Origin of the sequence: Enterobacteriaceae endosymbiont of Donacia tomentosa, from assembly GCF_012571135.1 — a bacterium.
Classification (GTDB): Bacteria; Pseudomonadota; Gammaproteobacteria; order Enterobacterales; family Enterobacteriaceae.
On record NZ_CP046216.1, the window covers coordinates 208,578 to 233,237 of the forward strand.

The window sequence follows — 24,660 nt, forward strand, 5'->3', positions numbered from 1 at the left end:
AATACTATAAATTGATATGATCCAACCAATTCCATTTATCTTTTGTTTTTCCACTAAATAAATATAAAAAATTTTTTTGAATATTTTTTGTAATTTTTCCTATCTTACCTTGGCCAATTAATATACGATCTACACTACGAACTGGAGTAATTTCTGCTGCAGTTCCTGTTAAAAAAACTTCATCAGCTAAATATAAAAATTCTCTTAATATTAAGCATTCTTTTGTTGTTATTTTTAATTCCTGTGCTATTTTTAAAACAGAATCTCTGGTTATTCCAGGAAGGATAGATGATGTTAAGGGAGGAGTAAATAAAACATTATTTTTTACTATAAAAATATTTTCTCCAGCTCCTTCTGATATAAATCCTAAACTATCTAACGCTATTCCTTCATGATATCCATTTCTACGTGCTTCACTACCTATTAATAAAGAAGATAAATAATTACCCCCGGCTTTAGCAATACTAGGAATAGTATTTGGTTTAATTTTATTCCATGAAGACACCATTATATCAATACCATGTTCCATAGCATTTGGGCCTAAATAATTTTTCCATGAAAATGCACTAATCATTATATCAGAATAATAATTTTTAGGTGGATTTAATCCTAGTCCCACATCTCCAATAAATGCTAAAATTCTAATATAAGCTTCTTTAAGCTTATTAACATTAATAATTATATATACTGCATTCATTAATTCTTTTACAGTAAATTTTAATGGGAAACGATAAATTTTAGCAGAATTATATAAACGTTCAATATGATCTTTATGGCGAAAAATAGAAGATTTTTTATATGATTTATAACATCTAATTCCTTCAAATACAGAAGTTCCATAATGTAATGCATGAGTCATTACACTGATTTTGGCATCTTCCCATTTTATAATATCGCCATTTAACCAAATAAAATCTGCTTTTTTAGCGGACATTATGATATTTCCTTATTTAAAAAAAAATAATAATAGCAGTATTATTATGGTATTTGTTCTAGTATTGCTATATGTATTACATCTATTAATTTTTCTATTTGTTTTATTAATAAATTTATAGATTTATAACTTTTAATTGTTAAGTTAAAAGTTATATTTTTTAATCTACTTATTACTTCCATTTTCATTGTTTTAATAACAAAACCTCTATGACGTATAATTCTAATTATACGTTCGCTAATTTCAGGACTAATATTTGTTTTAATTAATAATTGATATTTATTCATTTAATTATTCTCTATCATATTATCATTACTATTTCCTGGCGGTACTAAAGGCCAAACATTATCGTATTCATTTATAGCAACATGTAATATATAAGGTTTTTTTATAAAAAAAATTTTTTCTAAACTTTTATCTATTTCATTAATTTTTTTAATACTATGTCCTGATATTCCAAAAGAATTAGCTAATTTAATAAAATTAGGATTATCCCATAATGTAGTTTCACTATATCTTCTTTTAAAAAAAATTTCTTGCCATTGCCGTACCATCCCTAATCTTTTATTGTCTAGTAATATTATCTTAATAGGAAGATTTTTTCTTTTGATTGTACTTAATTCTTGGATATTCATCATAAATGATCCATCACCAGTAATACATATAACAGTATTATTAGGATGAGCTATTTGTGCTCCAATTGCTGCTGGTAATCCAAATCCCATTGTTCCTAAACCACTAGATGTAATAAAATTTTTAGGAGTGGAAAAAGTTATGTATTGTGCGACCCACATTTGATGTTGTCCAACATCTGTTGTAATTATAGTTTTTTCATCTTTAATCTTGGATAATTTTTTTAATAAAAAAGGTGCATAAATTTTATCTTTATTTATACAATCTTGTTTATTAAAAGATAAATAAGAATATTTATTTTTTATTTTTTTAATATAATTTTGCCATTTAGAAATATTATTGGGTTTTTCTAATAATGGAATTAATTGATTTAAATTACCTAGCAGTTCAACATTTATCTTACAAATTTTATTTATTTCCGAAGGATCTATATCTATATGTATAATCTTTGCTTTGGGAGCAAATTTTTCTTTATTACCTGTTACTCTATCATCAAATCTAGCTCCTATTGCTATTAGTAAATCACATTTTTGTACGATATAATTAGCAGCTTTATTACCATGCATGCCTAACATCCCTAAATAATAAGCGTATGTTGGTTTTATTGTTCCTAATCCTTTTAAAGTAACTACAGTGGGTATTCCAGATTTTTTAATAAACGTTCTTAATATATTAACTGCGTTACCCATATCTACTCCACCTCCTATATATAGTATAGGCATGGTAGAATTTTTTAATAAGTTATTAGCTTGTGTAATTTTTTTAGTAGAAAAATCATTATTTTTTTTTATAAAAAAATTTTTTTTACTTAATTTTGATATTTTTGGTATATTATTACACAATTGTATATCTTTAGGTATGTCTATTAAGACAGGCCCAGGGCGACCAGAAGATGCGATAAAAAATGCTTTTGCTATAATAGAAGATAATTCTAGAGGCGAAGTTATTAAAAAACTATGTTTAGTACATGATAAAGACATTCCAATAATATCTATTTCTTGAAAAGCATCAGTACCAATTAATGGTGAAGATACCTGTCCTGTAATAGCGATAATTGGAACAGAATCTACCATAGCATCAGCAATTCCCGTTATTAAATTAGTAGCTCCTGGACCTGATGTAGCTATGCATACCCCTATGTTCCCAGTAGAACGAGCATATCCTATTGCAGCAATTGCAGCTCCCTGTTCATGTCTACATAATATATGTTCTATTTCCCCCTTATATAATGCATCATATAAAGGCATAATAGCTCCTCCAGGATAACCAAATACTATTTTTACATTTTCTCTTTGCAAGGCTTGAATTATACATTCGGCACCATTCATGTTTATTTCAACCTCTTTGTTTAAGTGATAAATATGCATAATTCAATTTTATTAAAATTTAAGTTTGTATAAAATTCTAAAAAATCAGAGGTAAAATTTATATTTTAATGTTAAATATTATTTAAAATTTTTTTTAAATATTATTTATAATTTTTATGTAAAAAAACTTATTTTTTATAAAATTATAATTTTTTTAAAAAAAACCATATTTTTTATATAAAAAATTTTTTTTAAAAAAAACATAACATCTTATACCAGGGGTGGAGGGATTTGAACCCCCAACCATTGGTTTTGGAGACCAATATTCTACCAATTAAACTACACCCCTTAAAATTATCCACACATCCTTCGGTATGGTATCATATATTATTAACTATATTGATTCAATATAAAATATTTGCAAATATAAATAATATATTAAAAAATTTTAATTCATATATTTTAAATATTTAAATATTACAAATAAACTTTATATATAAATAATATAATATAAATAATCTTTATAAATTATATATAAAAAAAATAACTTAATTATTGTATATTATATAATAATTTATTAAAATCAGTAAAATTTCTTATATATGGTAAATTTTTTTATATTATATATTTAATTTAGTTGTAAAAATAAATTTTTACTTAAATATAGTAATATTTTTTTAAAAAAAATAATGAATTTGTTGTTTTTATTAATATAATAATTTTTAAATTGAAATTTTTTTTTAAAAAGGTAATTATATCCGTAGAATTATTGTGTGATATTAATTATTATTGATAGATAAGGATCTTATATGACAGAATGGACTATTGGTACAATAAAAAAAATCAAATATTGGACAAAAACATTATTTAGTATTATTTTGAATGCGAAAACAAACACTTTTATTCCGGGACAATTTACAAAATTAGCTTTAAAAATTAACGGGAAAAAAATATGCCGAGCTTATTCTTACATTAATTGTCCACAAAATAAAAATCATGAATTTTATATTTCTACTATTACTAATGGCAAATTAAGTCCTTTTTTATATTCTTTAAAAGAAGATGATTATATAATGATCTCTAAAAATGCAACAGGAGTTTTTACATTAAATAATATAAAATCTTGTGAAAATTTATGGATGTTATCAACTGGTACTGGTATAGGTCCATATTTATCAATTTTACAAGATGGTAATTGTTTTAATATGTTTAAAAAAATTATTTTAATACATTCTGTAAGATATATAAATGATCATAGTTATTTGTATTTAGTTAATAATATTAAACAAAAATATAGTAATAAATTCATTTTTCGAACTATTGTAACTAGAGATAGCTTTAAAAATAATGTAACATTAAAGGGTTATATTCCTGATTTAATTAAACGTGGTATTATAGAAAAAAAAATTGGGATAAAAATTAATAATGATAGTCATATCATGTTATGCGGTAATCCTAATATGATTAGAGAAACAATAAGTATATTAGAAATAGATAAAAATTTATCTAAAAATTTAAAAGATAAAAATGGAAATATCACATCAGAACAATATTGGTAAAAAATATGAAAAAATGTTTTATTATAAGTAATTGGAAACTAAATGGTGATTTAGTTTTTTTAAAAAAAAACATAAATATAATTAAAAAAGAATTTAATTTTTCATTAAAATTTTGTGATTTAGCAATAGCTCCTCCTTATGTATATCTACATACTATGTATAATTATATAAAAAATACATCAATACATTTAGCGGCACAAAATGTAGATATACATACTCAAGGTGCTTTTACTGGAGAAATATCAGTAAGTATGTTAAAAGATGTGGGAGTTAAATATGTAATAATTGGGCATTCAGAACGAAAATTATTTCATAATGAAAATTATGATAATATTTCTACAAAATTTGTTTTAATTAAAAATTTTAATTTAATTCCTATTTTATGTATAGGAGAAACAGAAGAAGAAAAAAAACAGAATAAAACAGAAAAAATATGTGTTAATCAAATTAATTATATATTAAAAACTCAAGGAGTTGAAATATTAAATAATGCTATAATTGCCTATGAACCCATATGGGCCATTGGTTCAGGAAAAGTAGCAGATGCAAATGAAGTACAAAAAGTTCATAGTTTTATTAGAAAATATATTGCCAGTATAAATCAAAAAGTTGCTACAAATATAATTTTACAATATGGAGGTTCTGTTAATAATAATAATATAAATAATTTTCTTGATAAAAAAGATATTAATGGTTTTTTAATAGGTAAAGCTTCTTTAACAACAGAGAATTTTATATCTCTTGTTAAAAAAGCTGAAAAAAAAATGAGTTTATTAAATCGGTTTTAATGTAGGAAATAGAATTACATCTCTGATTGATTTAGAATTAGTAAATAGCATAATTAATCTATCTATTCCGATTCCTAATCCCGCAGTAGGAGGGAGTCCATATTCTAGTGCTTCTATATAGTCTTTATCATATAAATTTTCATAATTTTTATTTTTATTAGATTTTTTTGCTTTATTTTGTTTTTTAAGTCTTTCTTTTTGATCTATTGGGTCATTGAGTTCAGAAAAACCATTTGCTATTTCCATACCACAAATAAAAAATTCAAATCTATCAGCTAGTAATGGATTTAAATTATTTCTACGTGCTAAAGGAGATATTTCAATAGGATATTCTGTAATAAATGTAGGCATTATTATTTTGTTAGAAATTTTTTCCTCAAAGATTGAAACAATAATTTTTTCATTACTCCAATTATTTTTTACTTTAACTTCTAAAGTATTAGCAATTTTAAATAATTCATCTGAATTTTCTAAACTATTTAAATTAATTTTTGGATAAAAATATGTAATAGATTCTTTCATTGTGAATTTATGAAAATTGTCTTCTAAATTAAAAACATGACCATTATAATTTAGTATTGTTTTATTAAATACTTTTTTATATATATTTTTGAATAAATTTTCAAATAAAAGCATTAAATCTTTATAATCAGCATATGCTATATATAATTCCATCATAGTAAATTCAGGATTATGTTGTGTAGAAATACCTTCATTTCTGAAATTTCTATTAATTTCAAAAATTTTATTAAACCCCCCAATAATAAGTCGTTTTAAATATAATTCAGGAGCAATACGTAAATACATATTCATATTATATTTATTATGATAAGTAATGAAAGGTTTTGCTAATGCTCCCCCTGGTATAGAATGCATCATTGGTGTTTCTACTTCAATAAAATCCATTTTATTCATCGTACTGCGTATATTTAATATAATTTTGGATCTAATTTTAAATGTCTCTAATGTTTTTTTATTTATTATTAAATCTAAATATCTTTTTCTATATTTAATTTCTTGATTTTTTAATCCATAGTATTCATTTGGTAATGGACGAATAGTTTTTGTCAATAAAAAAATTTCTTTACAATAAATAGATAATATTTTTGTTTTTGTCTTAAAAACATAACCAATAACCCCGATTATATCTCCTAAATCATATTTTTCTAAAAATTTTTTATACATTTTGATAGATAAACTATCTTGAGATAAATAAATTTGTATTTTTCCTGTATGATCTTGAATATTTATAAACGAAGCTTTTCCCATAATTCTTAAATTTACAATACGACCTGCAATATTAAATAAAAAATTTTTATCAAACATTTTTATATTATTATATTTTTCATATAAAATATTTATTGTTATATTTACTTTAAAATTATTGGGAAAGGCAACACTATTTTTTTTTAATATTATTAATTTTTCACGACGAAACTTTATTTCGTTATTACACATATTTTTAATGTCATGTTTACTAAAATGTTTTGTATTTGTAGGCATAATAGAATTTATCCTTATAAACCTAATTTTAAACTAGCTTGTATGAATATATCTAAATTACCATTAAGGACTGATTGTATATCATTAATTTCTAACCCGGTTCTTATATCCTTGATGCGAGAATCATCTAATATGTAAGAACGTATATGATGCCCCCAACTAATATCAATTTTATTTTTTTCAATTTTATTTTGTTTCTTTTCTTTTATGTGATTTTTTAATTTATATAATTTATCTTTTATTTGTTTCATTGCTTGATTTTTATTTTTATGTTGTGATCTATTATTTTGGCATTGTGTAACTATTCCTGTAGGAATATGTGTAATACGCACTGCTGATTCTGTTCTATTAACGTGTTGGCCCCCAGCACCAGAAGCTCTATAAACATCAATACGCAAATCTTCTGTATTTAATATAATATTATTATTTTCTTTAATATCTGGATATATAAAAGTTGAAACAAAAGAAGTATGTCTTCTTCCTGAAGAATTAAAGGGACTTTTTCTCACTAAACGATGTACTCCATTTTCTGTACGTAGCCATCCAAAAGCATAATTTCCAATCATATGTATAGTTGCGGATTTTATTCCTACTATCTCTCCAGGTGATTCATTTATTATGATAGTTTTAAAATTCTTTTTTTCTGCCCATTTTAAATACATTTTCATTATTATTTTTGCCCAATCTTGGGATTCTATACCTCCTGATCCGGGCTGTATATCTATAAAACAATTCTTTTTATCATTTTTTTTAATAAAAATTTTCTGTAATTCTAACTTATTTATTTTATTTTTTAACTCAAATAATATTTGAATAGATTCTTTTAATATTTTTTGATCATTTGTATTTATTGCTAAATAAATTAATTCATTTATATCTAAAATTTCTTGATTAATTTCATCTAATGCAAATAATAAATTTTCTATTTTTATTTTTTTTTTATTTAAAAAATTAATAAGATTAATATCTTTCCAAATAATAGGATTTTTCAATTTATTATATATCATTAGTAATTTTTTTTTGTATTTTTTATAATTAAAGGAACCCCCTAATAAAAATATTTTTTTTTTTTATTTCTTTTAGTTTATTTTGTATTAAATGGATTTCTAACATATTTACTTCCTTTTTTTTATAAAAAAAATATAAAATACTATTAATAATGTTAAATTATTAATCTTTTGCTAGTAAGGTTTTATAGATATTTATTTTTATAAAAAATAGATAATAAGAAATTGATTATTATACAAATAAAAAAACTGGCCCTTGTTGGATTTGAACCAACGACCTAACGATTATGAGTCGTTTGCTCTAACCACTGAGCTAAAGGGCCAACATTACTACCTGAAGTTAGTATTAAATATTTTTAAAAATTTTTCAATAAAATTTATAATTTTTTTAAAAAAAATTTAGAAACTAACTAATAAATAAAAATCATGTTTTTCTCGTAAAATATGAAAAACAAGAAATATAGGATTTTGATTCAAAATATTTCTAACATCTTTTATATTATTAATTTTATTTTGGTTAATTTCAAATATAATATCATCTTTTTTTAATGCCATTTTTTCTGCAGGAGTATTTTTTTCTATTTTAGTAATTTTAATTCCTTGTATTTGTTTATAATTATAAATTTTTCTATTTCTAAATAAATATATGTTACCTAAATATGCTCCTTGAATCCCAGAATACATAGCTTCATCAGAAATTTCTTTATTGTCATAATCTTTTATTTTTGCAAATATTCTTTTGAAAATACCTTTTCTAATAACCCCTATTTTAACTGTAGTACCAATAGGTAAAGAATTAATTTTTTCCTCTAATAATGTTAAATTTTCAATCATTCTACCATTTAAAGATATGATTATATCACCAGCTTCTAAACCACTATCATAAGGTGATGATAATACTTCATTAATAAAAATTCCCTTTTTTGAAGGATTAAATTTAAAAATTCGGGCTAACTCCGGATTAATATCCATACCAATAAATCCTAAAGAACCTCTTTTTATTTTCCCAAATTTAAGAATTTGTTTAACTATACTAATAACAGTATTACTAGGAATAGCAAATCCGATTCCAATATTTCCTTCACTAGGAGCAAAAATAGCAGTATTAATACCAATTAAATCTCCATGTAAATTAATTAAAGCTCCTCCTGAATTTCCTTTATTAATAGAAGCATCTGTCTGAATAAAATTTCTAAAATTTTCAATATTAGGATTAGTACGTCCTAATGCAGATATTATTCCAGATGTAACGGTTTCGCCTAATCCATATGGATTACCTATAGCTATAGTATAATCTCCTACTTGTAAATTATCAGAGTTAGCTATTTTTATAGCTTTTAGATATTTAATATTTCCTTCAATTTTAATTAAAGCTATGTCTGTTTTAATATCTTGTCCTATTAGTTTAGCATTATAAATATCACCATTATGTAATTCTACTGTAATATTATTAGCATTTTCTATAACATGATTATTTGTAACAATTAAACCTTTTTTTGCATCAATAATTACTCCAGAACCAATTACATTAAATTTTTTTTCAAGAGTATTATTGCTTTCTTCACAGGGAATGTTTTCACAAAAAAAATTTTTTTTACACAAATGACATTTTTCATCTGGATGTTTTTTTTTTGATTGTGAATTAGGTATTTTAAAATTTGGGATGAAAACGCTACTATCAGCACTAATGTTTACAACTGCTGAAGTTACTTTTTTTAAAATAGGAGCCAAACTGGGAGTTTGTATTCCCTTTCTTGTATTAAAAACGCTTGGTATAATTTTAGCATTAATATTTTTAAAAGATGTATTTGTTATTATACTAGTAAAAAAAAATAAATAAAAAATTATCTTTAATTTTTTCATTATATTATCTCTTAATAAAATTATTAGTATTTTTTATATTATTAATATATATTAATAATAATAATGCATTTTTAAAAAAAACTTTATGTTTAAAAAACATAAAACTTCTTTTTTAGAAAGAAATTACTATATTTATATTTTTTACAAATTACTATACTTAATATAATATAAATTTTATTTAATATAAAGTATTAGTAATATGATTAATAATTTAAAAAATCTTGCAGCTAAAGCTGCTTTAAAATATATTAGAAATAATAATAATATTATCGGTATTGGGTCAGGGACAACAATAACTCACTTTATTGATATTTTATCAACTATAAAAAAAAAAATTAGAGGAGTAGTTTCGACTTCTCAAGATTCTACAAATAAATTAAAAAAATATAATTTCAATATATATAAAACCAATAAAATAAACAAAATTGAAATATATTTTGATAGTGCTGATGAAATAAATAATCATATGCAAATGATTAAAGGAGGAGGAGCTGCTTTAACTAACGAAAAAATTATATCTAATTTTGCTGATTTGTTTGTATGTATTATAGATCAATCAAAATGCGTAAAAGATTTAGGTAAATTACATCCCGTTCCTATAGAAATTATACCAACTGCAGAAGCTTATATAGTCAAAAAATTGTTAAGTTTAGGTGTAAAAATAAAATTACGGAAAAATACTGTTACAGAACATGGAAATATAATATTAGATGTATATAATTTAAACATTCATGATCCTATTCAAACAGAGAGATATATAAACAATATTCCTGGTGTTGTTACAGTTGGTTTATTTGCAAAAAGATGTGCTGATGTAGTTATAGTAGGAAAGCATAATTATAAAGTGTCCATTACTGAAAATAAAAAATATAAAAATTTTTATAAAAAAAAAGATAAACAAAACATTTATACTCAATAACATAAATTTTTTAAAATATTATGAATACTTATACAGTTATATGAAAATAAAATTTGTAAAAATGCATGCACTAGGTAATGATTTTATTATTGTAAACAATTTTAAAAAAAAATTTTTTTTAAATAAAAATATAATTAAAAAATTATCTCATAGATATTTAGGAATAGGGTTTGACCAATTACTAATTGTAGAATCCCCTACTCTAAATAATGTTGATTTTCATTATAGAATTTTTAATTCTGATGGTAATGAAGTTAATAATTGTGGTAATGGAATACGTTGTTTAGCACAATATTTAAAAATAAAAAAATTAATTTTTAAAAAAAATATATGTGTAAGCACAAACAATAGATTACTCTATATAGAAATTTTAAAAGACAATAGAATATGTGTAGATATGGGTGTACCTTTGTTTCATCCTAAAGATATACCCTTTATAACGAATAAGATTAAAAAAAATTATAAAATTTTTTTTAATAATAAGTTTATTAATTTTAATGTTGTTTCATTAGGAAATCCTCATTGTGTTATTCAAGTAAAAGATATATCTAAAACACCTGTATCTTTTATTGGATCTTTTATTGAAAAACACAATTCTTTTCCAGAAAAAATTAATGTAGGGTTTATGGAATACGTTAATCCAAATAATATCAAATTAAGAGTATTTGAAAGAGGAGTTGGGGAGACTAATGCCTGTGGCACAGGTGCTTGCGCAGCTGTTTCAGTTGGGATATATAAAAATATATTATCTTCTAAAGTAGAAGTAAATTTAACAGGAGGTATTTTAGATGTAAAATGGAAGGGAGGAAATACACATTTATTTATGATAGGCAATGCTAATTATATCTATGATGGAAAAATAAAATTATAAAAATATTTTAAAATAAATTCTAATATTTTAGAATCAAACATTATTTATAATCTTCAATATAAGATAAATATGGATTTACTAAAAAATTTAAATAATAAACAAAGTGAAGTTGTATCTGAAATTAGAAAAAATTTATTAATACTAGCTGGCGCAGGAAGTGGTAAAACACTTGTATTAGTTCGACGGATAGCATGGTTAATTAAAAAATTAAATTGTCCTCCTAAATCTATTTTAGCTGTAACTTTTACAAATAAAGCTGCGTCTGAATTAAAAATAAGAGTTAAATCATTAATTAATGATAATCCAAAAAATAATATTTGGGTAGGAACTTTTCATAGTTTTGCTTATTATTTATTAAGAATACATTATTTAGAAGCGGGATTATCTAAAAATTTTCAAATAATAGATAATGATGATCAAAAAAGATTAATTAAACGTATTATAGTTAAAATGGGTTTAAAAAGTAAAATTTATACAATTGATAATATATTAAAATATATAAATAGTTTTAAAAATAGTATTTTTTTTGTAAAAAAAAATACTATGAATAATGATATTTTTAATATAAATTTATCTAAAATATATGAGGAATATCAAAATCTTTGTAAGATAACAGAAGTGATTGATTTTAATGAATTAATATTGTGTTTATATAAATTATTCTTAAATAATAATTCTATTTTAAAGAAATATCAAAAAAGATTTAAAAATATTTTGGTTGATGAATTTCAAGATACCAATGATATACAATATAAATTTATTTCATTATTATACAATAAACATTATGACACAAAAATTGTTCTTGTAGGAGATGATGACCAATCTATTTATGGTTGGCGAGGTGCACAAATTGAAAATATAAATCATTTTTTAAAAGATTTTGATAAAGTAAAAATAATTTTATTGGAACAAAATTATCGTTCTACTCATAATATTTTACATGCAGCCAATGAACTTATTTCTAATAATAATTCTAGATTAAAAAAAAAATTGTGGACGAATGCAAATAATGGTAAATTAATATCAATATATTTTGCATTAAATGAATTTGATGAAGCAGAATATATAGCAAAATATATAAAAAAAAAATTTATTAAAAATAATATTAAATTAAATAATTGCGCAATTTTATATAGAAATAATATTCAATCTCGTGTTTTAGAAGAAATTTTATTAAAATTTAATATTCCATATCAAATTTATGGTGGTATACGTTTTTTTGAACGTCAAGAAATAAAAAATACATTATCATATTTAAGATTAATTTCAAATTTTAATGATGATAGTGCTTTTGAAAGAATTTTAAATGTACCAAAAAGAGGTATTGGGAGCAAAACAGTTAAAATTATAAAAGATATATCAAAAAAATTTTCTTTAACATTATGGGAATCTAGTATTTATTTAATAAAAAATAAAAAATGTTTAAGTATTTTGTCTTTAAATGCTTTAAAAAATTTTATTGATTTAATTAAATTATTAAGAAGAGATATTAATAAGCAATCATTATCAGTTATGATTGAAAAGACTATAAAAAATTCTGGATTATGGGATATGTATAAACAGAATAATTTATCTGAAAAAAATTCTACTAAGATAAATAATTTAAAAGAATTAATTAATGCAGCTGATTATTTTATGTATAATTCATTATACGAAAAAAATGAATTAAAAATTAAAAAAAATAATATTTTAATAAATTTTCTTTCTCAAACTTTATTAGAAAATGATAACCTTAATAAGGAAAGTACGACAAATTTTGAAGATTGCATACAAATGATGACTATACATTCTTCTAAAGGATTAGAGTTTTCTCAAGTTTTTATAATTGGGATGGAGGAAGGTATTTTTCCTAATAAAGTATCATTAATTAATAATACAGATCTTTATGAAGAAAGACGTTTAGCTTATGTAGGAATTACTAGAGCTAAAGAAAAATTGATATTAACTTATACTAAAAAACGTTATATATATGGTAAAGAAAAAAAATCGATTCCATCAAGATTTCTTAATGAATTACCTAAAAATTGTATAAAAAAAATTAGTTATTTAACTAATAAAAATATATTATTAAATAATAATAATAATTTGATTAGTAATAAAAAATATTTTATTGGACAAACCGTTCTACATCAAGTTTTTGGCAAAGGAATAATTCTAAAGATAGAAAAAATTAAAAATAATAAAAAATTACAAATTAAATTTAATGATACAGTAATAAAATGGATAATGTCTAACTATATACAAATTTTAATATAAAATAATTTAACTAAAAATTTTAAAAAATAAGAAATAATATATAAATAAATTTATTTTATATATTTTTTTAATAAATATCCTTAAATTGGTGGGAGTAATTATATGTTACATGCTTTTAAAATATTTAATCACCATTTAATGAATTTAGAATTAAATAATAATAATGATCTTTTAGATATAATTTGGATCGATTTAATTAAACCAGAAGATACTGAACGACAAAAAATATATCATTTATTAGGACAAAATTTAGCAACTCGTCCTGAATTAGAAGATATAGAAGCATCAGCAAGATTTTTTGAAAATGAAAATGGATTACATATTCATTCATTGTTTTTTTATGAAAATATTGATGATCATGTAAATATTACAACCGTAGCTTTTACCATAAAAGATGGAATATTATATACTTTAAGGGAAAGAGAATTGCCTGTTTTTCGTTTATATAGAATGCGTACTCGAAATCAAACTTTGATATATGGTAATCCATATGAAATTTTATTAGATTTATTTGAAACTAAAATTGAACAATTAGCGGATGAAATCGAAAATATATATAATGATCTAGAATGTTTAAGTCGTATTATTATGAAAAGTCATAAAAATAATGAATTTGATAACGCTTTTTCTACTTTAGCAGAATTAGAAGATATTGGTTGGAAAGTACGATTATGTTTAATGGATACTCAAAGAGCATTGAATTTTTTAATGAGAAAAACAAGATTACCCGAAAGTCAAATGAAACAAGCAAGAGAGATATCAAGAGATATTAGGTCCTTGCTACCTCATAACGAATCATTATTTCAAAAAGTTAATTTTTTAATGCAAGCAGCAATGGGATTCATCAATATAGAACAAAATAGAATTATTAAAATTTTTTCATTAGTATCTGTAATATTTTTACCACCTACTTTAGTAGCATCTAATTATGGTATGAATTTTACTTTTTTACCTGAATTAAAATGGAAATATGGTTATATATATGCCATTATTTTAATGGTAGCATCTGCTTTAGCACCTTATATTTATTTTAAAAGAAAAAAATGGTTATAGTTTTCAAAATATTAATATAATTATTAATATTTTTCCAATTATATTTTTTTTTATAAAAAGATAATTTTATTAGAGTTTTAAATAAATTTTATTTGTATTAAAAATTTAATTAAAAAAATATTTTTTATATAAAAAATAAAACAATACATATTTCAATAAAATTTCTAATATAATAATTTTCTAAATATAAAAATTTTAAAAATGTAATAATGAAAAATATATAAAATATATTCTATGCTTTTTTTGATATAAAATTTCTTATAAAAATCTTAATTTTATAAAAAAGTTTGTGATAAAAAATAAGCTGGAATTTAGTTTAAATTTTTTTTAAAAAAATTAAAAAAATAAACATGATTTTACTGTTTATTTTTGGATTATACTTTACTTAGTAAAATTAATAATTATATAAAAATTATATTAAATAAATATTTTTGAGTAAAATTTTAAAAATTTAATATTTTGAATCTAAACAATAGGTAATATATTTAGTATGGTCTAAATCATTTTTTTTTAAAAAAATGAATGTTTTGGTAAATATTATAAAATATAAAAAATTTTATAATTGGATGAAACTTATAAATATAAGAAAGTATACTAAATATATAATAATAAAATAATTTATATTTAATAATAATTAATTTTTTTATATAAAAAATTTTTAATTAAATTATAATTTAGTTATCTATAGTGCATTTTTATTAAAAAATAATTTAATATTTTAATAAAATTAATTTTTATATTATGATTAAATTTATTTAATAATCCCACTATCTGAAATACTATAATAAAATATTAACTTTTTATAATTTTATTAAAAAAAATAATTTTTTATAAAAAAAAATATTATAAAATATTTTTTTAGATTTTAATCAATATTTTTGTAAAATATTGATTAAAATTATTTTTTTCTTTTATAATATAAATTATGTGAATTTAATATTAATTATATAATTAAATAATATTAGTTATTTTGAGCAATCTTTCCATCTATAATTATTTTTTAAAAATATTATAATTATATATATTTTACTAGGGGTTAAATGAATAATTATTTTTTACAAAAAAATTTTTTAGATTATAACATTTTTTATATAGAAAATTTATACCAAAATTTTTTAATGAATTCTAATTCTATAGATAAGTCATGGATTGATATATTTAAAAAACAAAATCAAAAAATTAATAAAAAACGTAAATTAAAATATACAAAATATGATGTTTCCTGTGAAAAAATATATTTAAAAAAAAAAATAAATAAATTAATAAATGATTTTAGAATATCAGGACATTATAACGCAAATATAAATCCTTTATTTTATAATAAAAAAAAATATAAAAATCTCTTAAGTTTAAGAGATTATGGCATTAGTGAAAAAGATTTTGAAAAAAAAAATATACTTAATAATACTTTGAAAGAGAAAAAAATTATTGATATATATAATTTTTTTAAAAATATATATTCAAATTATATTGGAATTGAATATATGTATTTACCTTATGTTGAAAAAAATTGGCTCAAATATAAAATTGAATCAAATAAGAATAATTTTAATAATATAGAAAAAAAAATTTTTTTAGAAGAATTAATTGCATCAGAAGTTTTTGAAAAATGCATAGGAAAAATGTTTCCCGGAGCAAAAAGATTTTCTCTAGAAGGTTGTGATGTTTTAATACCATTAATAAAAGAAATAATAAGGTATATTAATATTAAAGAAAATAAAAATATAGAAATAATTTTTGGAATGGCACATAGAGGTAGATTAAATTTTTTAGCTAATATAATGGGGAAAAAAATTCAAAAAATAATCAATGAATTTTCCAATAATATTACAGAAAAAAATAATATAGATGATGTAAAATATCATTTAGGGTATTATTCTTCTTTTATAAATTCAAATAATAAAAAAATTAAATTACAATTAACCTTTAATCCTTCACATTTAGAAATTATTAATTCTGTAGTTATGGGTATTGCTAAATATAAAAATGATATTTTAAAAAATAAAAAAAGTAATTTTATTTTACCTATTTGCATACATGGAGATGTTGCTTTTAGTGGGCAAGGTATTATACAAGAAATTTTAAATTTATCTAAAACTAGAGGATATGGAATTCATGGTATAATTCATATTATTATTAATAATCAAATAGGATTTACTACAGATAATATTAAAGATATTAGATCAAGTTATTACTGTACTGATATAGCTAAAATGATTCAATGTCCTGTTTTTCATATAAATGCAAATAAAATAGAAGATGTTATTTCTATTATAAAAATAGCTATTGATTTTAGAAATACATTCAATAAAGATGTTTTTATAGACTTAGTTTCATATAGAAGACATGGACATAATGAAATGGATGATCCTTATATAACACAACCACTAATGTATAAATTAATAAAAAAACAACCAACAATACAAGAATTATATTTTAATAAATTATTATCTGAAAATATAGTGAATGATCAAAATAAATTAATTTTATATGAAAAATATCAGAATTTATTTAACCAAGGTAAATCTTTTATTGAAACTAATAAAATTATAGAAAATAATTGTAAAAAAATAATACAAAAAAAACTTACAATAAAAAATTTAAAAAATCTTTTATTTAAAATAAGTACAATACCTGAAGAATTTAACCCTCATTTTAGAGTCAAAAAAATTTATTTAGATAGAATTGAAATGAGTAAAGGAAATATGAATTTAGACTGGGGAACAGCAGAAAATTTAGCATATGCAAATATCCTTACTCAAGGAATTTCGTGTCGCTTATCAGGAGAAGACGTTAAAAGAGGAACTTTTTCCCATAGACATTCTGTTATATACGATCAAATTAATAATTCTTCATATACCTCATTACAAAATCTTGGAAATAACCAAGGAAATTTTTATATTTATAATTCTGTTTTATCAGAAGAATCTGTTTTAGGATTTGAATATGGTTATTCTATTAATAACTTAAATATTTTAACAATATGGGAAGCACAATTTGGTGATTTTGCTAATGGAGCGCAAGTTATTATAGATCAATTTATTAGTTCTGGAGAAAAAAAATGGGGGTATAAAAGCGGTTTAGTTATGATGTTGCCTCATGGTTATGAAGGACAAGGTCCTGAACATTCTTCAGCAAGAATAGAAAGGTACTTACAATTATGTGCCGAAAATAATATGTTTATTTGTATTCCATCTAATTCTGTTCAAATATATTATTTACTATGTCAGCAAGCATTTAATTATAATAAAAAACCTCTTATCATAATAACTCCTAAATCACTTTTAAGATATAAATTATCATTTTCCTCTTTAAACAATTTTATTAATAATTCATTTCAAACAATTATTGATGAAATCAATTTAAATATTAATATAAAAAATATAAAACGTATTATTTTTTGTTCAGGGAAAATATATTATGATCTGTTCGAATATAGAAATTTTATAAAAAATAAAAGTGTTGTTTTAATTAGAATTGAACAATTATATCCTTTTCCTGAAAAGGAATTACTTAATATTATAAATAAATACATAAAAATAAATAATTTTTTTTGGTGTCAAGAAGAACCAATAAATCAAGGGTCTTGGATATATATCCATAATTATTTTATAAATAAATTAGGTTATAATATTCGTTATATAGGAAGAAATGAATCTGCATCAACCGCTACAGGATTTTTTTCTGTTCACAAAAAACAACAACAAAAAATCATAAATTCTGTATTTAATACAAAATAATATAAAATTTTAATTTATAAGGTGTCATTATGGATAATATAAATATAATTGTTCCGGAATTACCAGAATCAGTAAATGATGCTACTATTATTGAATGGTATAAAAAACCTGGTGATATAATTAAAGTTGACGATATTCTATTAGAATTAGAAACAGATAAAATTGTTCTAGAAATACCTTCAACTATTAATGGAATCTTAGAAAAAATTTTAATGCAAAAAGGTGAAAAAGTAAAATCACAACAAATTATTGGAATATTAAAAAAAATAGAAAATAAAAAAGAAAAAAATGTTACCAAAAATAGTAATCTTCATAATACTAATAATATCAATGATATTTCAGACATTAATAAAAAACAACTATTTGAAAAAATAAATAATTTTAGCCCATCTATACGTAGAATGATAAATAAAAATAATCTTTCAATTAATCAAAATAATAATTCCACAAAAAAAATAAATAAAGATTTCAAAGTAGTCAATAATAATGAAAAACAAAAAAACAATGTGTCAATAGATCATAATATTAAAAAAATTAAAATGGATCCAATAAGACAATATATTGCTAAAAAACTAATGGATTCTAAAAAAAATACTGTTATGTTAACTACTTTTAATGAAGTTAACATGAAAAATATTATTAATATAAAAAATAATTATAGTGATTTTATTTATAAAATGCATGGAATAAAATTAGGATTTACATCTTTTCATGTAAAAGCGGTTTCACAAGCTTTACAATCTTTTAAAAAAATTAATGCTTTTATAGATGGAGAATATATTATTTATAATAATTTTTATAATATTAATATAGCTATAGCCTCTAATAGAGGATTGGTTGCTCCAATTATCTATAACACAAACCAGTTATCGTTAATAGATATAGAAAAAAAAATTAAAGATTTAATTATAAAAAGTAATACAAATAAATTATCTCCAGAAGACTTAATAAGTGGTACCTTTACTATTTCTAATGGTGGAATTTTTGGATCTCTTATGTCAACGCCAATTATTAATCCCCCTCAAAGTGCTATACTAGGTATTCATGCTATTAAAAATAGACCTGTAGTTATTGAGAATAAAATTTGTATCATGCCTATGATGTATTTAGCTTTATCATATGATCATCGTTTAATTGATGGTAAAGAAGCAATTAGTTTTCTTGTTTTAATTAAAAAACTATTAGAAGATCCATTACGCTTATTTTTAACAACATAAAATTAATTATATTAAAAAATTTTTTATTATAAAAAAAAATATTTATAAAGATAATATATTGAAATAATTAATTAAGGACTAGTAATGTTAAATGTTATTGATTTATCAAGATTACAATTTGCATTAACTGCAATGTATCATTTTTTATTTGTACCACTAACATTAGGACTTTCTTTTTTATTAGCTATTATGGAAACAGTATATGTTTTAACAGGAAAATTAATATATAAAGATATGACCCAATTTTGGGGAAAATTATTTGGTGTAAATTTTGCTTTAGGCATTGTAACAGGATTAACAATGGAATTCCAATTTGGAACAAATTGGTCATATTATTCACATTATGTAGGGGATATTTTTGGAGCACCTTTAGCGATAGAAAGTTTAATGGCTTTTTTCCTTGAATCAACTTTTGTAGGTTTATTTTTTTTAGGATGGGATAGATTAACTAAAATACAACACATGATTGTTACATGGCTTGTAGCTATAGGATCAAATTTATCAGCTCTTTGGATTTTAATAGCTAATGGATGGATGCAAAATCCTATTGCTTCTCATTTTAATTATGAAAATATGAGAATGGAAATGGATAATTTTTGGAAATTAATTTTTAATCCAATAGCACAAGTTAAATTTGTTCATACAGTATCAGCAGGATATATTACAGGAGTAATATTTATTATTGGGATTAGTGCATATTACATTTTAAAACAACGTGATATTAAATTTGCAAAAAAATCTATAATTATCGCATCTAGTTTTGGATTAGCATCTATTTTTTCATTAATAATATTAGGAGATGAGTCAGGATATCAAATAGGACATACACAAAAAATTAAATTAGCGGCTATTGAAGCTGAATGGGAAACACAAAAACCTCCAGCTTCATTTAATATAATAAGTTTCCCAAATCAAACAAAACAATTAAACAAATATTCTATAAAAATACCATATTTTTTAGGATTAATTGCAACAAGATCTATAAATACTCCTGTTATAGGAATCAAAGATTTAATAAAAAACAATGAATTTAAAATTTTTTATGGTTTGAAAGCATTAATAGCTTTAGATCAAATTAAGAATGATAATTTAAACGTAAATAATATAAAAATTTTTAATCAATATAAAAAATATTTAGGATATGGTTTTCTAGTAAAACAGTATTATTCAAATATTAATAATATTAACAATACTCAAATTAAAAAAATAGCTAAAAATTCTATACCTTTAATTACTCCTTTATTTTTCTCATTTCGTATAATGGTATTATCTAGTGTAATATTATTATTTACAATAATATTAGTTTTTGTTTTTACTGTTATTAAAGATAATATTGAAGAAAAAAATTTTTTACTAAAATTTTGTTTATATATAATTCCTTTACCATGGATAGCATCCGAATCAGGATGGTTTATAGCTGAATATGGTAGACAACCGTGGGCTATAGAAGAAATATTACCGACATTTATGGCTAGTTCTTCAATTAAACTTATAGAAATTTTATTTTCTATTATTACTATTATTATTTTTTATACAATATTACTAGTAATTGAATTATATTTAATATTTAAAATTACTTCTATTGGTCCTAGTGTTTTAAACACTGGAAGATATTTTTTTGAAAAACAAATTTTTAAAAATAAAAATCTTAAATAAAAATTAGGTTCTTCTATGTTAAATTATGATTTGTTGCGTTTAATTTGGTCTTTTATAATAGGAATTCTTATAACAGGATTTGTTATTACTGATGGATTTGATATGGGAGTAGGTATATTATTATACATAATAGGTAAAAATAATCTTGAAAGAAAAATTATGATAAATACAATTGCTCCACATTGGGATGGAAATCAAGTTTGGTTGGTTACTGCTGCAGGTGCTTTATTTGCTGCCTGGCCAATTGTTTATGCAACTTTATTTTCTAGTTTTTATATAGCTATGATAATTTTATTAGTATCATTATTTTTACGTCCTGTAGGTTTTGAATATCGTTCTAAAATAAAAAATCAGATATGGGAAAAAATTTGTGATTTATGTATTTCTATAGGAAGTATTATACCTCCTATAATATTAGGAATAGCAATGGGTAATATATTACAAGGAATTCCTTTCTATATAGATAAATATTTACAAATTCATTCTGAAGGATCCTTTATAAAATTATTCAACCCATTTGCTATTTTAATTAGTATAACTATTCTTTTAATCTTTATTAATCAAGCAGCAACTTATTTACAAATGAGGATTAAAGATTATAATCTTAATTGTAGAATCTATATTCTAATTAAAATATCTTCTGTTTTATTAATCTTATTTTTTATATTATCATTTATTAATGCTATCTTTTTTATAAAAGGATATAAATTTTATTCAATATTAGATAATAAAATAGCTTTCCTTCCTTTAAAAGGAAATAGGATTCTTTATGAAAATAAAGCATGGATATCTAACTTTAAAAATCATGTATATTTATATATAATACCTGTATTATCTGTAATATTTCCTTTATTTACAATACTATCGTCTATATATAAAAAATTAATAACAGCTTTTATTTTTTCAACATTAACTATTATTAGTATGATATCAACTGTAGGTATATTAATGTTTCCCTTTATTATACCATCTAGTTTTATTCCCCAACAAAGTCTTACTATTTGGAATTCCACATCTAGTCAATTAACATTAAATATAATGTTATATATAGCTTTTATTTTTATGCCTATCATTTTAACTTATACGTTTTGGTGTTATAAAAAAATGTTTTTTCCTTTTAGTAAAAAAATAATAAAAAAAAACCCTGATTCTTATTATTAAAAATTTTATACAATAAAAAGGATTACATAAAATGTGGTATTTTATTTGGTTATTAGGTGTAATATTTACATGTATTTTTAGTATTTTAATAACTTTAAAAAAAGAATATAAAAATAATAAATAAATTATTAGTAAAAATTTTTTGTTAAAAATTAAACATAAGATTTTATTAATTTTAAAAAAAAATTATTCCATATTGGAAATAATAAATAGTGATTGACTAAAAATATATTTTTTTTATATTTAAAATATGTGACCATTACTTTAACTTTACTAATAAATAATGAATCATTCAAATCAATACAATGCTGATTCTATAGAAATTTTAGAAGGATTAGACCCGGTTAAGCGTAGACCAGGTATGTATACTGATCTTACTAGACCTAATCACCTAGGGCAAGAAATTATAGATAATAGTGTAGATGAAGCATTAGCAGGTTATGCCACAAATATTACAGTTACTTTATATAAAGACCAGTCATTAGAAGTAATTGATAATGGAAGAGGAATGCCTATAGATATTCATTCTAAAGAAGGAATATCTGCAGTTGAACTTATATTATGTCGGTTACATGCAGGAGGAAAATTTTCTAATAAAAATTATAGTTTTTCTGGAGGTTTACATGGAGTAGGAATTTCTGTTGTTAATGCTTTATCTAAAAGAATGGAAGTTAGCATATTTCGAAATGGAAAAATATATACTATAATTTTTGAAAATGGATATAAAGTTGAAGATCTTAAAATAGTTAAAAAAATTAATATAAATAATACAGGAACAAAAATTAGATTTTGGCCAAATGAATATTTTTTTGAGAATTCTTCTTTTTTAGTATCTAATTTAATAAATTTATTAAAAGCAAAAGCTATTTTATGTTCTGGATTACAAGTATCTTTTAAAGATAAAAACACAAAAGATTATTATACTTGGAATTATAAAAATGGTTTACCAGATTATCTAATTAATTCAGTTAAAAATTTAATAACAATACCAAAAATTCCTTTTACAGGAAAACATTTAGATGATGTAAAACATATACATTGGGCTTTATTTTGGATACTTGAAAATAATAATCATTTTATTACTGAAAGTTATGTAAATTTGATTCCTACAATAGATGGTGGCACCCATGTAAATGGATTACGTTTAGGATTAATTGATGCAATGCGTATTTTTTGTCATTTTCATAATCTTTTGCCCAGAAATATTAAATTATCAGGAGAAGATATTTGGGATCGTTGTTCTTATGTTTTATCTATAAAAATCCAAGATCCTCAATTTACAGGACAAACAAAAGAACGTTTGTCTTCAAGACAATGTGCAGTATTTGTTTCAAATATTGTAAAAGATGCTTTTATTTTATGGTTAAATCAAAATATTAAAATAGGAATGACTATAGCAGATATGGTTATTACTAATGCACAAAAAAGAATTAAAACTTCTAAAAAATCTGTGAAAAAAAAAAATCATAATATTAGTTCCATTTTACCAGGAAAATTAGCTGATTGTATCATTCATAATTCTCAACAAACAGAATTGTTTTTAGTAGAAGGTGATTCTGCAGGAGGATCTGCTAAACAAGCAAGAGATAAAAATTATCAAGCAGTCATGCCCCTAAAAGGAAAAATTTTAAATACATGGGAAATTAATTCTGAAGAAATTTTATTTTCACAAGAAATATATGATATTTCTTTAGCAATAGGCGTTTATCCTAATAATGAAAATTTAAAAAAATTAAGATATAATAAAATTTGTATTTTAGCTGATGCAGATTCAGATGGATTACACATAGCTACTCTATTATGTGCTTTATTCATTAAACATTTTGTATCTTTAGTAAAGCAAGGACACATTTATGTTGCAATGCCTCCTTTATATCGTATTGATTTAGGGAAAAAAGTTTTTTATGCATTAGATGAAAAAGAAAAAAAAAATATTTTGAATAAAAATTATATTAACAATAATAAAATAAATGTACAAAGATTTAAAGGCTTAGGAGAAATGAATCCAAAACAATTAAGAGAAACTACTTTTAGTCCTAACAGTCGTCGTTTAATAAAATTAGTAATGAATAATAATGAAACAGAAATAAGTAAAACAATGTCTATTATGGATATGTTACTTGCTAAAAAAAGAGCTGAAGATCGTAGAAAATGGTTACAACAAAAAGGAGATATTACAATAAATATTTAAAA

The 24,660-nt window shown here is 21.6% G+C and carries 18 protein-coding genes and 2 tRNA genes; 12 read left to right on the forward strand and 8 right to left on the reverse strand.

Translation table 11 applies throughout. The features are described from left to right. Nucleotides 1–4: 4 nt before the first annotated feature. The 4 genes from GJT88_RS00980 to GJT88_RS00995 form a co-directional block, all read right to left on the reverse strand. Nucleotides 5–934 carry a branched-chain amino acid transaminase gene (locus GJT88_RS00980; RefSeq protein ID WP_168895085.1) on the reverse strand — a complete coding sequence of 310 codons (930 nt, stop codon included), beginning with the start codon at nucleotides 932–934 and terminating at the stop codon, nucleotides 5–7. Between the two features lie 44 nt (nucleotides 935–978). Next, nucleotides 979–1,221: an acetolactate synthase 2 small subunit gene (gene ilvM, locus GJT88_RS00985; RefSeq protein ID WP_168895086.1), complete on the reverse strand. Its 243-nt coding sequence runs from the start codon at nucleotides 1,219–1,221 to the stop codon at nucleotides 979–981. Beyond that, nucleotides 1,222–2,895: an acetolactate synthase 2 catalytic subunit gene (gene ilvG / locus GJT88_RS00990; protein WP_168895087.1), complete on the reverse strand. Its 1,674-nt coding sequence runs from the start codon at nucleotides 2,893–2,895 to the stop codon at nucleotides 1,222–1,224. Nucleotides 2,896–3,150: 255 nt separating this feature from the next. Beyond that, nucleotides 3,151–3,223: transfer RNA gene (locus tag GJT88_RS00995), tRNA-Trp, on the reverse strand. A 460-nt stretch (nucleotides 3,224–3,683) separates the two neighbouring features. On the opposite strand from GJT88_RS00995, the gene GJT88_RS01000 reads away from it, so the two are divergent. Together GJT88_RS01000 and tpiA are read left to right on the forward strand one after the other, a co-directional pair. Further along, on the forward strand, nucleotides 3,684–4,433 hold the full coding sequence (locus GJT88_RS01000) for an FAD-binding oxidoreductase (RefSeq protein WP_168895088.1): 750 nt from the start codon (nucleotides 3,684–3,686) through the stop codon (nucleotides 4,431–4,433). Between the two features lie 5 nt (nucleotides 4,434–4,438). Next, nucleotides 4,439–5,221: a triose-phosphate isomerase gene (gene tpiA, locus GJT88_RS01005; RefSeq protein ID WP_168895089.1), complete on the forward strand. Its 783-nt coding sequence runs from the start codon at nucleotides 4,439–4,441 to the stop codon at nucleotides 5,219–5,221. Here tpiA and lysS read toward each other — a convergent pair. From lysS to GJT88_RS01025, 4 genes are all read right to left on the reverse strand, one after another. Continuing rightward, nucleotides 5,207–6,724 (reverse strand): lysine--tRNA ligase, encoded by a 1,518-nt coding sequence (gene lysS / locus GJT88_RS01010; protein ID WP_246213266.1) that lies wholly within the window; start codon nucleotides 6,722–6,724, stop codon nucleotides 5,207–5,209. The genes tpiA and lysS overlap by 15 nt on opposite strands. A gap of 14 nt (nucleotides 6,725–6,738) precedes the next feature. Beyond that, a protein-coding gene (gene prfB / locus GJT88_RS01015; RefSeq protein WP_211080585.1) for a peptide chain release factor 2 occupies nucleotides 6,739–7,837 on the reverse strand; the annotation gives its coding sequence in 2 pieces (ribosomal slippage) (nucleotides 6,739–7,761 and nucleotides 7,763–7,837; 1,098 coding nt in all). 144 nt (nucleotides 7,838–7,981) lie between these two features. Further along, a tRNA-Ile gene (locus tag GJT88_RS01020) sits at nucleotides 7,982–8,054 on the reverse strand. Nucleotides 8,055–8,130: 76 nt separating this feature from the next. Continuing rightward, complete coding sequence (locus GJT88_RS01025; protein ID WP_168895091.1) at nucleotides 8,131–9,594, reverse strand: Do family serine endopeptidase; 1,464 nt, start codon at nucleotides 9,592–9,594, stop codon at nucleotides 8,131–8,133. A 199-nt stretch (nucleotides 9,595–9,793) separates the two neighbouring features. Here GJT88_RS01025 and rpiA point away from each other — a divergent pair, with 199 nt between their 5' ends. The 10 genes from rpiA to parE all read left to right on the forward strand — a co-directional run bounded on the left by rpiA (nucleotide 9,794) and on the right by parE (nucleotide 24,658). Continuing rightward, nucleotides 9,794–10,513: a ribose-5-phosphate isomerase RpiA gene (gene rpiA, locus GJT88_RS01030; protein ID WP_168895092.1), complete on the forward strand. Its 720-nt coding sequence runs from the start codon at nucleotides 9,794–9,796 to the stop codon at nucleotides 10,511–10,513. A 46-nt stretch (nucleotides 10,514–10,559) separates the two neighbouring features. Beyond that, nucleotides 10,560–11,384: a diaminopimelate epimerase gene (gene dapF, locus GJT88_RS01035; protein WP_168895339.1), complete on the forward strand. Its 825-nt coding sequence runs from the start codon at nucleotides 10,560–10,562 to the stop codon at nucleotides 11,382–11,384. A gap of 69 nt (nucleotides 11,385–11,453) precedes the next feature. After that, nucleotides 11,454–13,640 carry a UvrD-helicase domain-containing protein gene (locus GJT88_RS01040; protein WP_168895093.1) on the forward strand — a complete coding sequence of 729 codons (2,187 nt, stop codon included), beginning with the start codon at nucleotides 11,454–11,456 and terminating at the stop codon, nucleotides 13,638–13,640. Between the two features lie 102 nt (nucleotides 13,641–13,742). After that, a complete protein-coding gene (gene corA / locus GJT88_RS01045; RefSeq protein WP_168895094.1) occupies nucleotides 13,743–14,693 on the forward strand; it encodes a magnesium/cobalt transporter CorA in 951 nt (316 codons plus the stop codon). A gap of 1,040 nt (nucleotides 14,694–15,733) precedes the next feature. Continuing rightward, the gene (locus GJT88_RS01050; protein WP_168895095.1) at nucleotides 15,734–18,433 is read left to right on the forward strand and encodes a 2-oxoglutarate dehydrogenase E1 component; all 2,700 of its coding nucleotides are present in this window, start codon (nucleotides 15,734–15,736) and stop codon (nucleotides 18,431–18,433) included. A 29-nt stretch (nucleotides 18,434–18,462) separates the two neighbouring features. Then, entirely contained in the window at nucleotides 18,463–19,650 is a 1,188-nt protein-coding gene (sucB, locus tag GJT88_RS01055) for a dihydrolipoyllysine-residue succinyltransferase (protein WP_168895096.1), read from the forward strand. Between the two features lie 84 nt (nucleotides 19,651–19,734). Beyond that, complete coding sequence (locus GJT88_RS01060; protein ID WP_168895097.1) at nucleotides 19,735–21,306, forward strand: cytochrome ubiquinol oxidase subunit I; 1,572 nt, start codon at nucleotides 19,735–19,737, stop codon at nucleotides 21,304–21,306. Between the two features lie 15 nt (nucleotides 21,307–21,321). Then, complete coding sequence (gene cydB, locus GJT88_RS01065; RefSeq protein WP_168895098.1) at nucleotides 21,322–22,467, forward strand: cytochrome d ubiquinol oxidase subunit II; 1,146 nt, start codon at nucleotides 21,322–21,324, stop codon at nucleotides 22,465–22,467. A 31-nt stretch (nucleotides 22,468–22,498) separates the two neighbouring features. Continuing rightward, nucleotides 22,499–22,591 (forward strand): cytochrome bd-I oxidase subunit CydX, encoded by a 93-nt coding sequence (gene cydX / locus GJT88_RS01070; RefSeq protein ID WP_168895099.1) that lies wholly within the window; start codon nucleotides 22,499–22,501, stop codon nucleotides 22,589–22,591. A gap of 159 nt (nucleotides 22,592–22,750) precedes the next feature. Beyond that, a complete protein-coding gene (parE, locus tag GJT88_RS01075; protein WP_168895100.1) occupies nucleotides 22,751–24,658 on the forward strand; it encodes a DNA topoisomerase IV subunit B in 1,908 nt (635 codons plus the stop codon). Nucleotides 24,659–24,660: the final 2 nt, after the last annotated feature.

Bases quoted from the DNA above. Each gene is read 5' to 3' on its own strand.
- GJT88_RS01000 (WP_168895088.1), top strand. From the start codon at position 3,684: ATGACAGAATGGACTATTGGTACAATAAAAAAAATCAAATATTGGACA.
- corA (WP_168895094.1), top strand. From the start codon at position 13,743: ATGTTACATGCTTTTAAAATATTTAATCACCATTTAATGAATTTAGAA.
- rpiA (WP_168895092.1), top strand. From the start codon at position 9,794: ATGATTAATAATTTAAAAAATCTTGCAGCTAAAGCTGCTTTAAAATAT.
- GJT88_RS00980 (WP_168895085.1), bottom strand. From the start codon at position 934: ATGTCCGCTAAAAAAGCAGATTTTATTTGGTTAAATGGCGATATTATA.
- GJT88_RS01025 (WP_168895091.1), bottom strand. From the start codon at position 9,594: ATGAAAAAATTAAAGATAATTTTTTATTTATTTTTTTTTACTAGTATA.
- GJT88_RS01060 (WP_168895097.1), top strand. From the start codon at position 19,735: ATGTTAAATGTTATTGATTTATCAAGATTACAATTTGCATTAACTGCA.
- cydB (WP_168895098.1), top strand. From the start codon at position 21,322: ATGTTAAATTATGATTTGTTGCGTTTAATTTGGTCTTTTATAATAGGA.
- tpiA (WP_168895089.1), top strand. From the start codon at position 4,439: ATGAAAAAATGTTTTATTATAAGTAATTGGAAACTAAATGGTGATTTA.
- parE (WP_168895100.1), top strand. From the start codon at position 22,751: ATGAATCATTCAAATCAATACAATGCTGATTCTATAGAAATTTTAGAA.
- ilvM (WP_168895086.1), bottom strand. From the start codon at position 1,221: ATGAATAAATATCAATTATTAATTAAAACAAATATTAGTCCTGAAATT.
- GJT88_RS01040 (WP_168895093.1), top strand. From the start codon at position 11,454: ATGGATTTACTAAAAAATTTAAATAATAAACAAAGTGAAGTTGTATCT.
- lysS (WP_246213266.1), bottom strand. From the start codon at position 6,724: ATGCCTACAAATACAAAACATTTTAGTAAACATGACATTAAAAATATG.
- GJT88_RS01050 (WP_168895095.1), top strand. From the start codon at position 15,734: ATGAATAATTATTTTTTACAAAAAAATTTTTTAGATTATAACATTTTT.
- ilvG (WP_168895087.1), bottom strand. From the start codon at position 2,895: ATGAATGGTGCCGAATGTATAATTCAAGCCTTGCAAAGAGAAAATGTA.
- cydX (WP_168895099.1), top strand. From the start codon at position 22,499: ATGTGGTATTTTATTTGGTTATTAGGTGTAATATTTACATGTATTTTT.
- sucB (WP_168895096.1), top strand. From the start codon at position 18,463: ATGGATAATATAAATATAATTGTTCCGGAATTACCAGAATCAGTAAAT.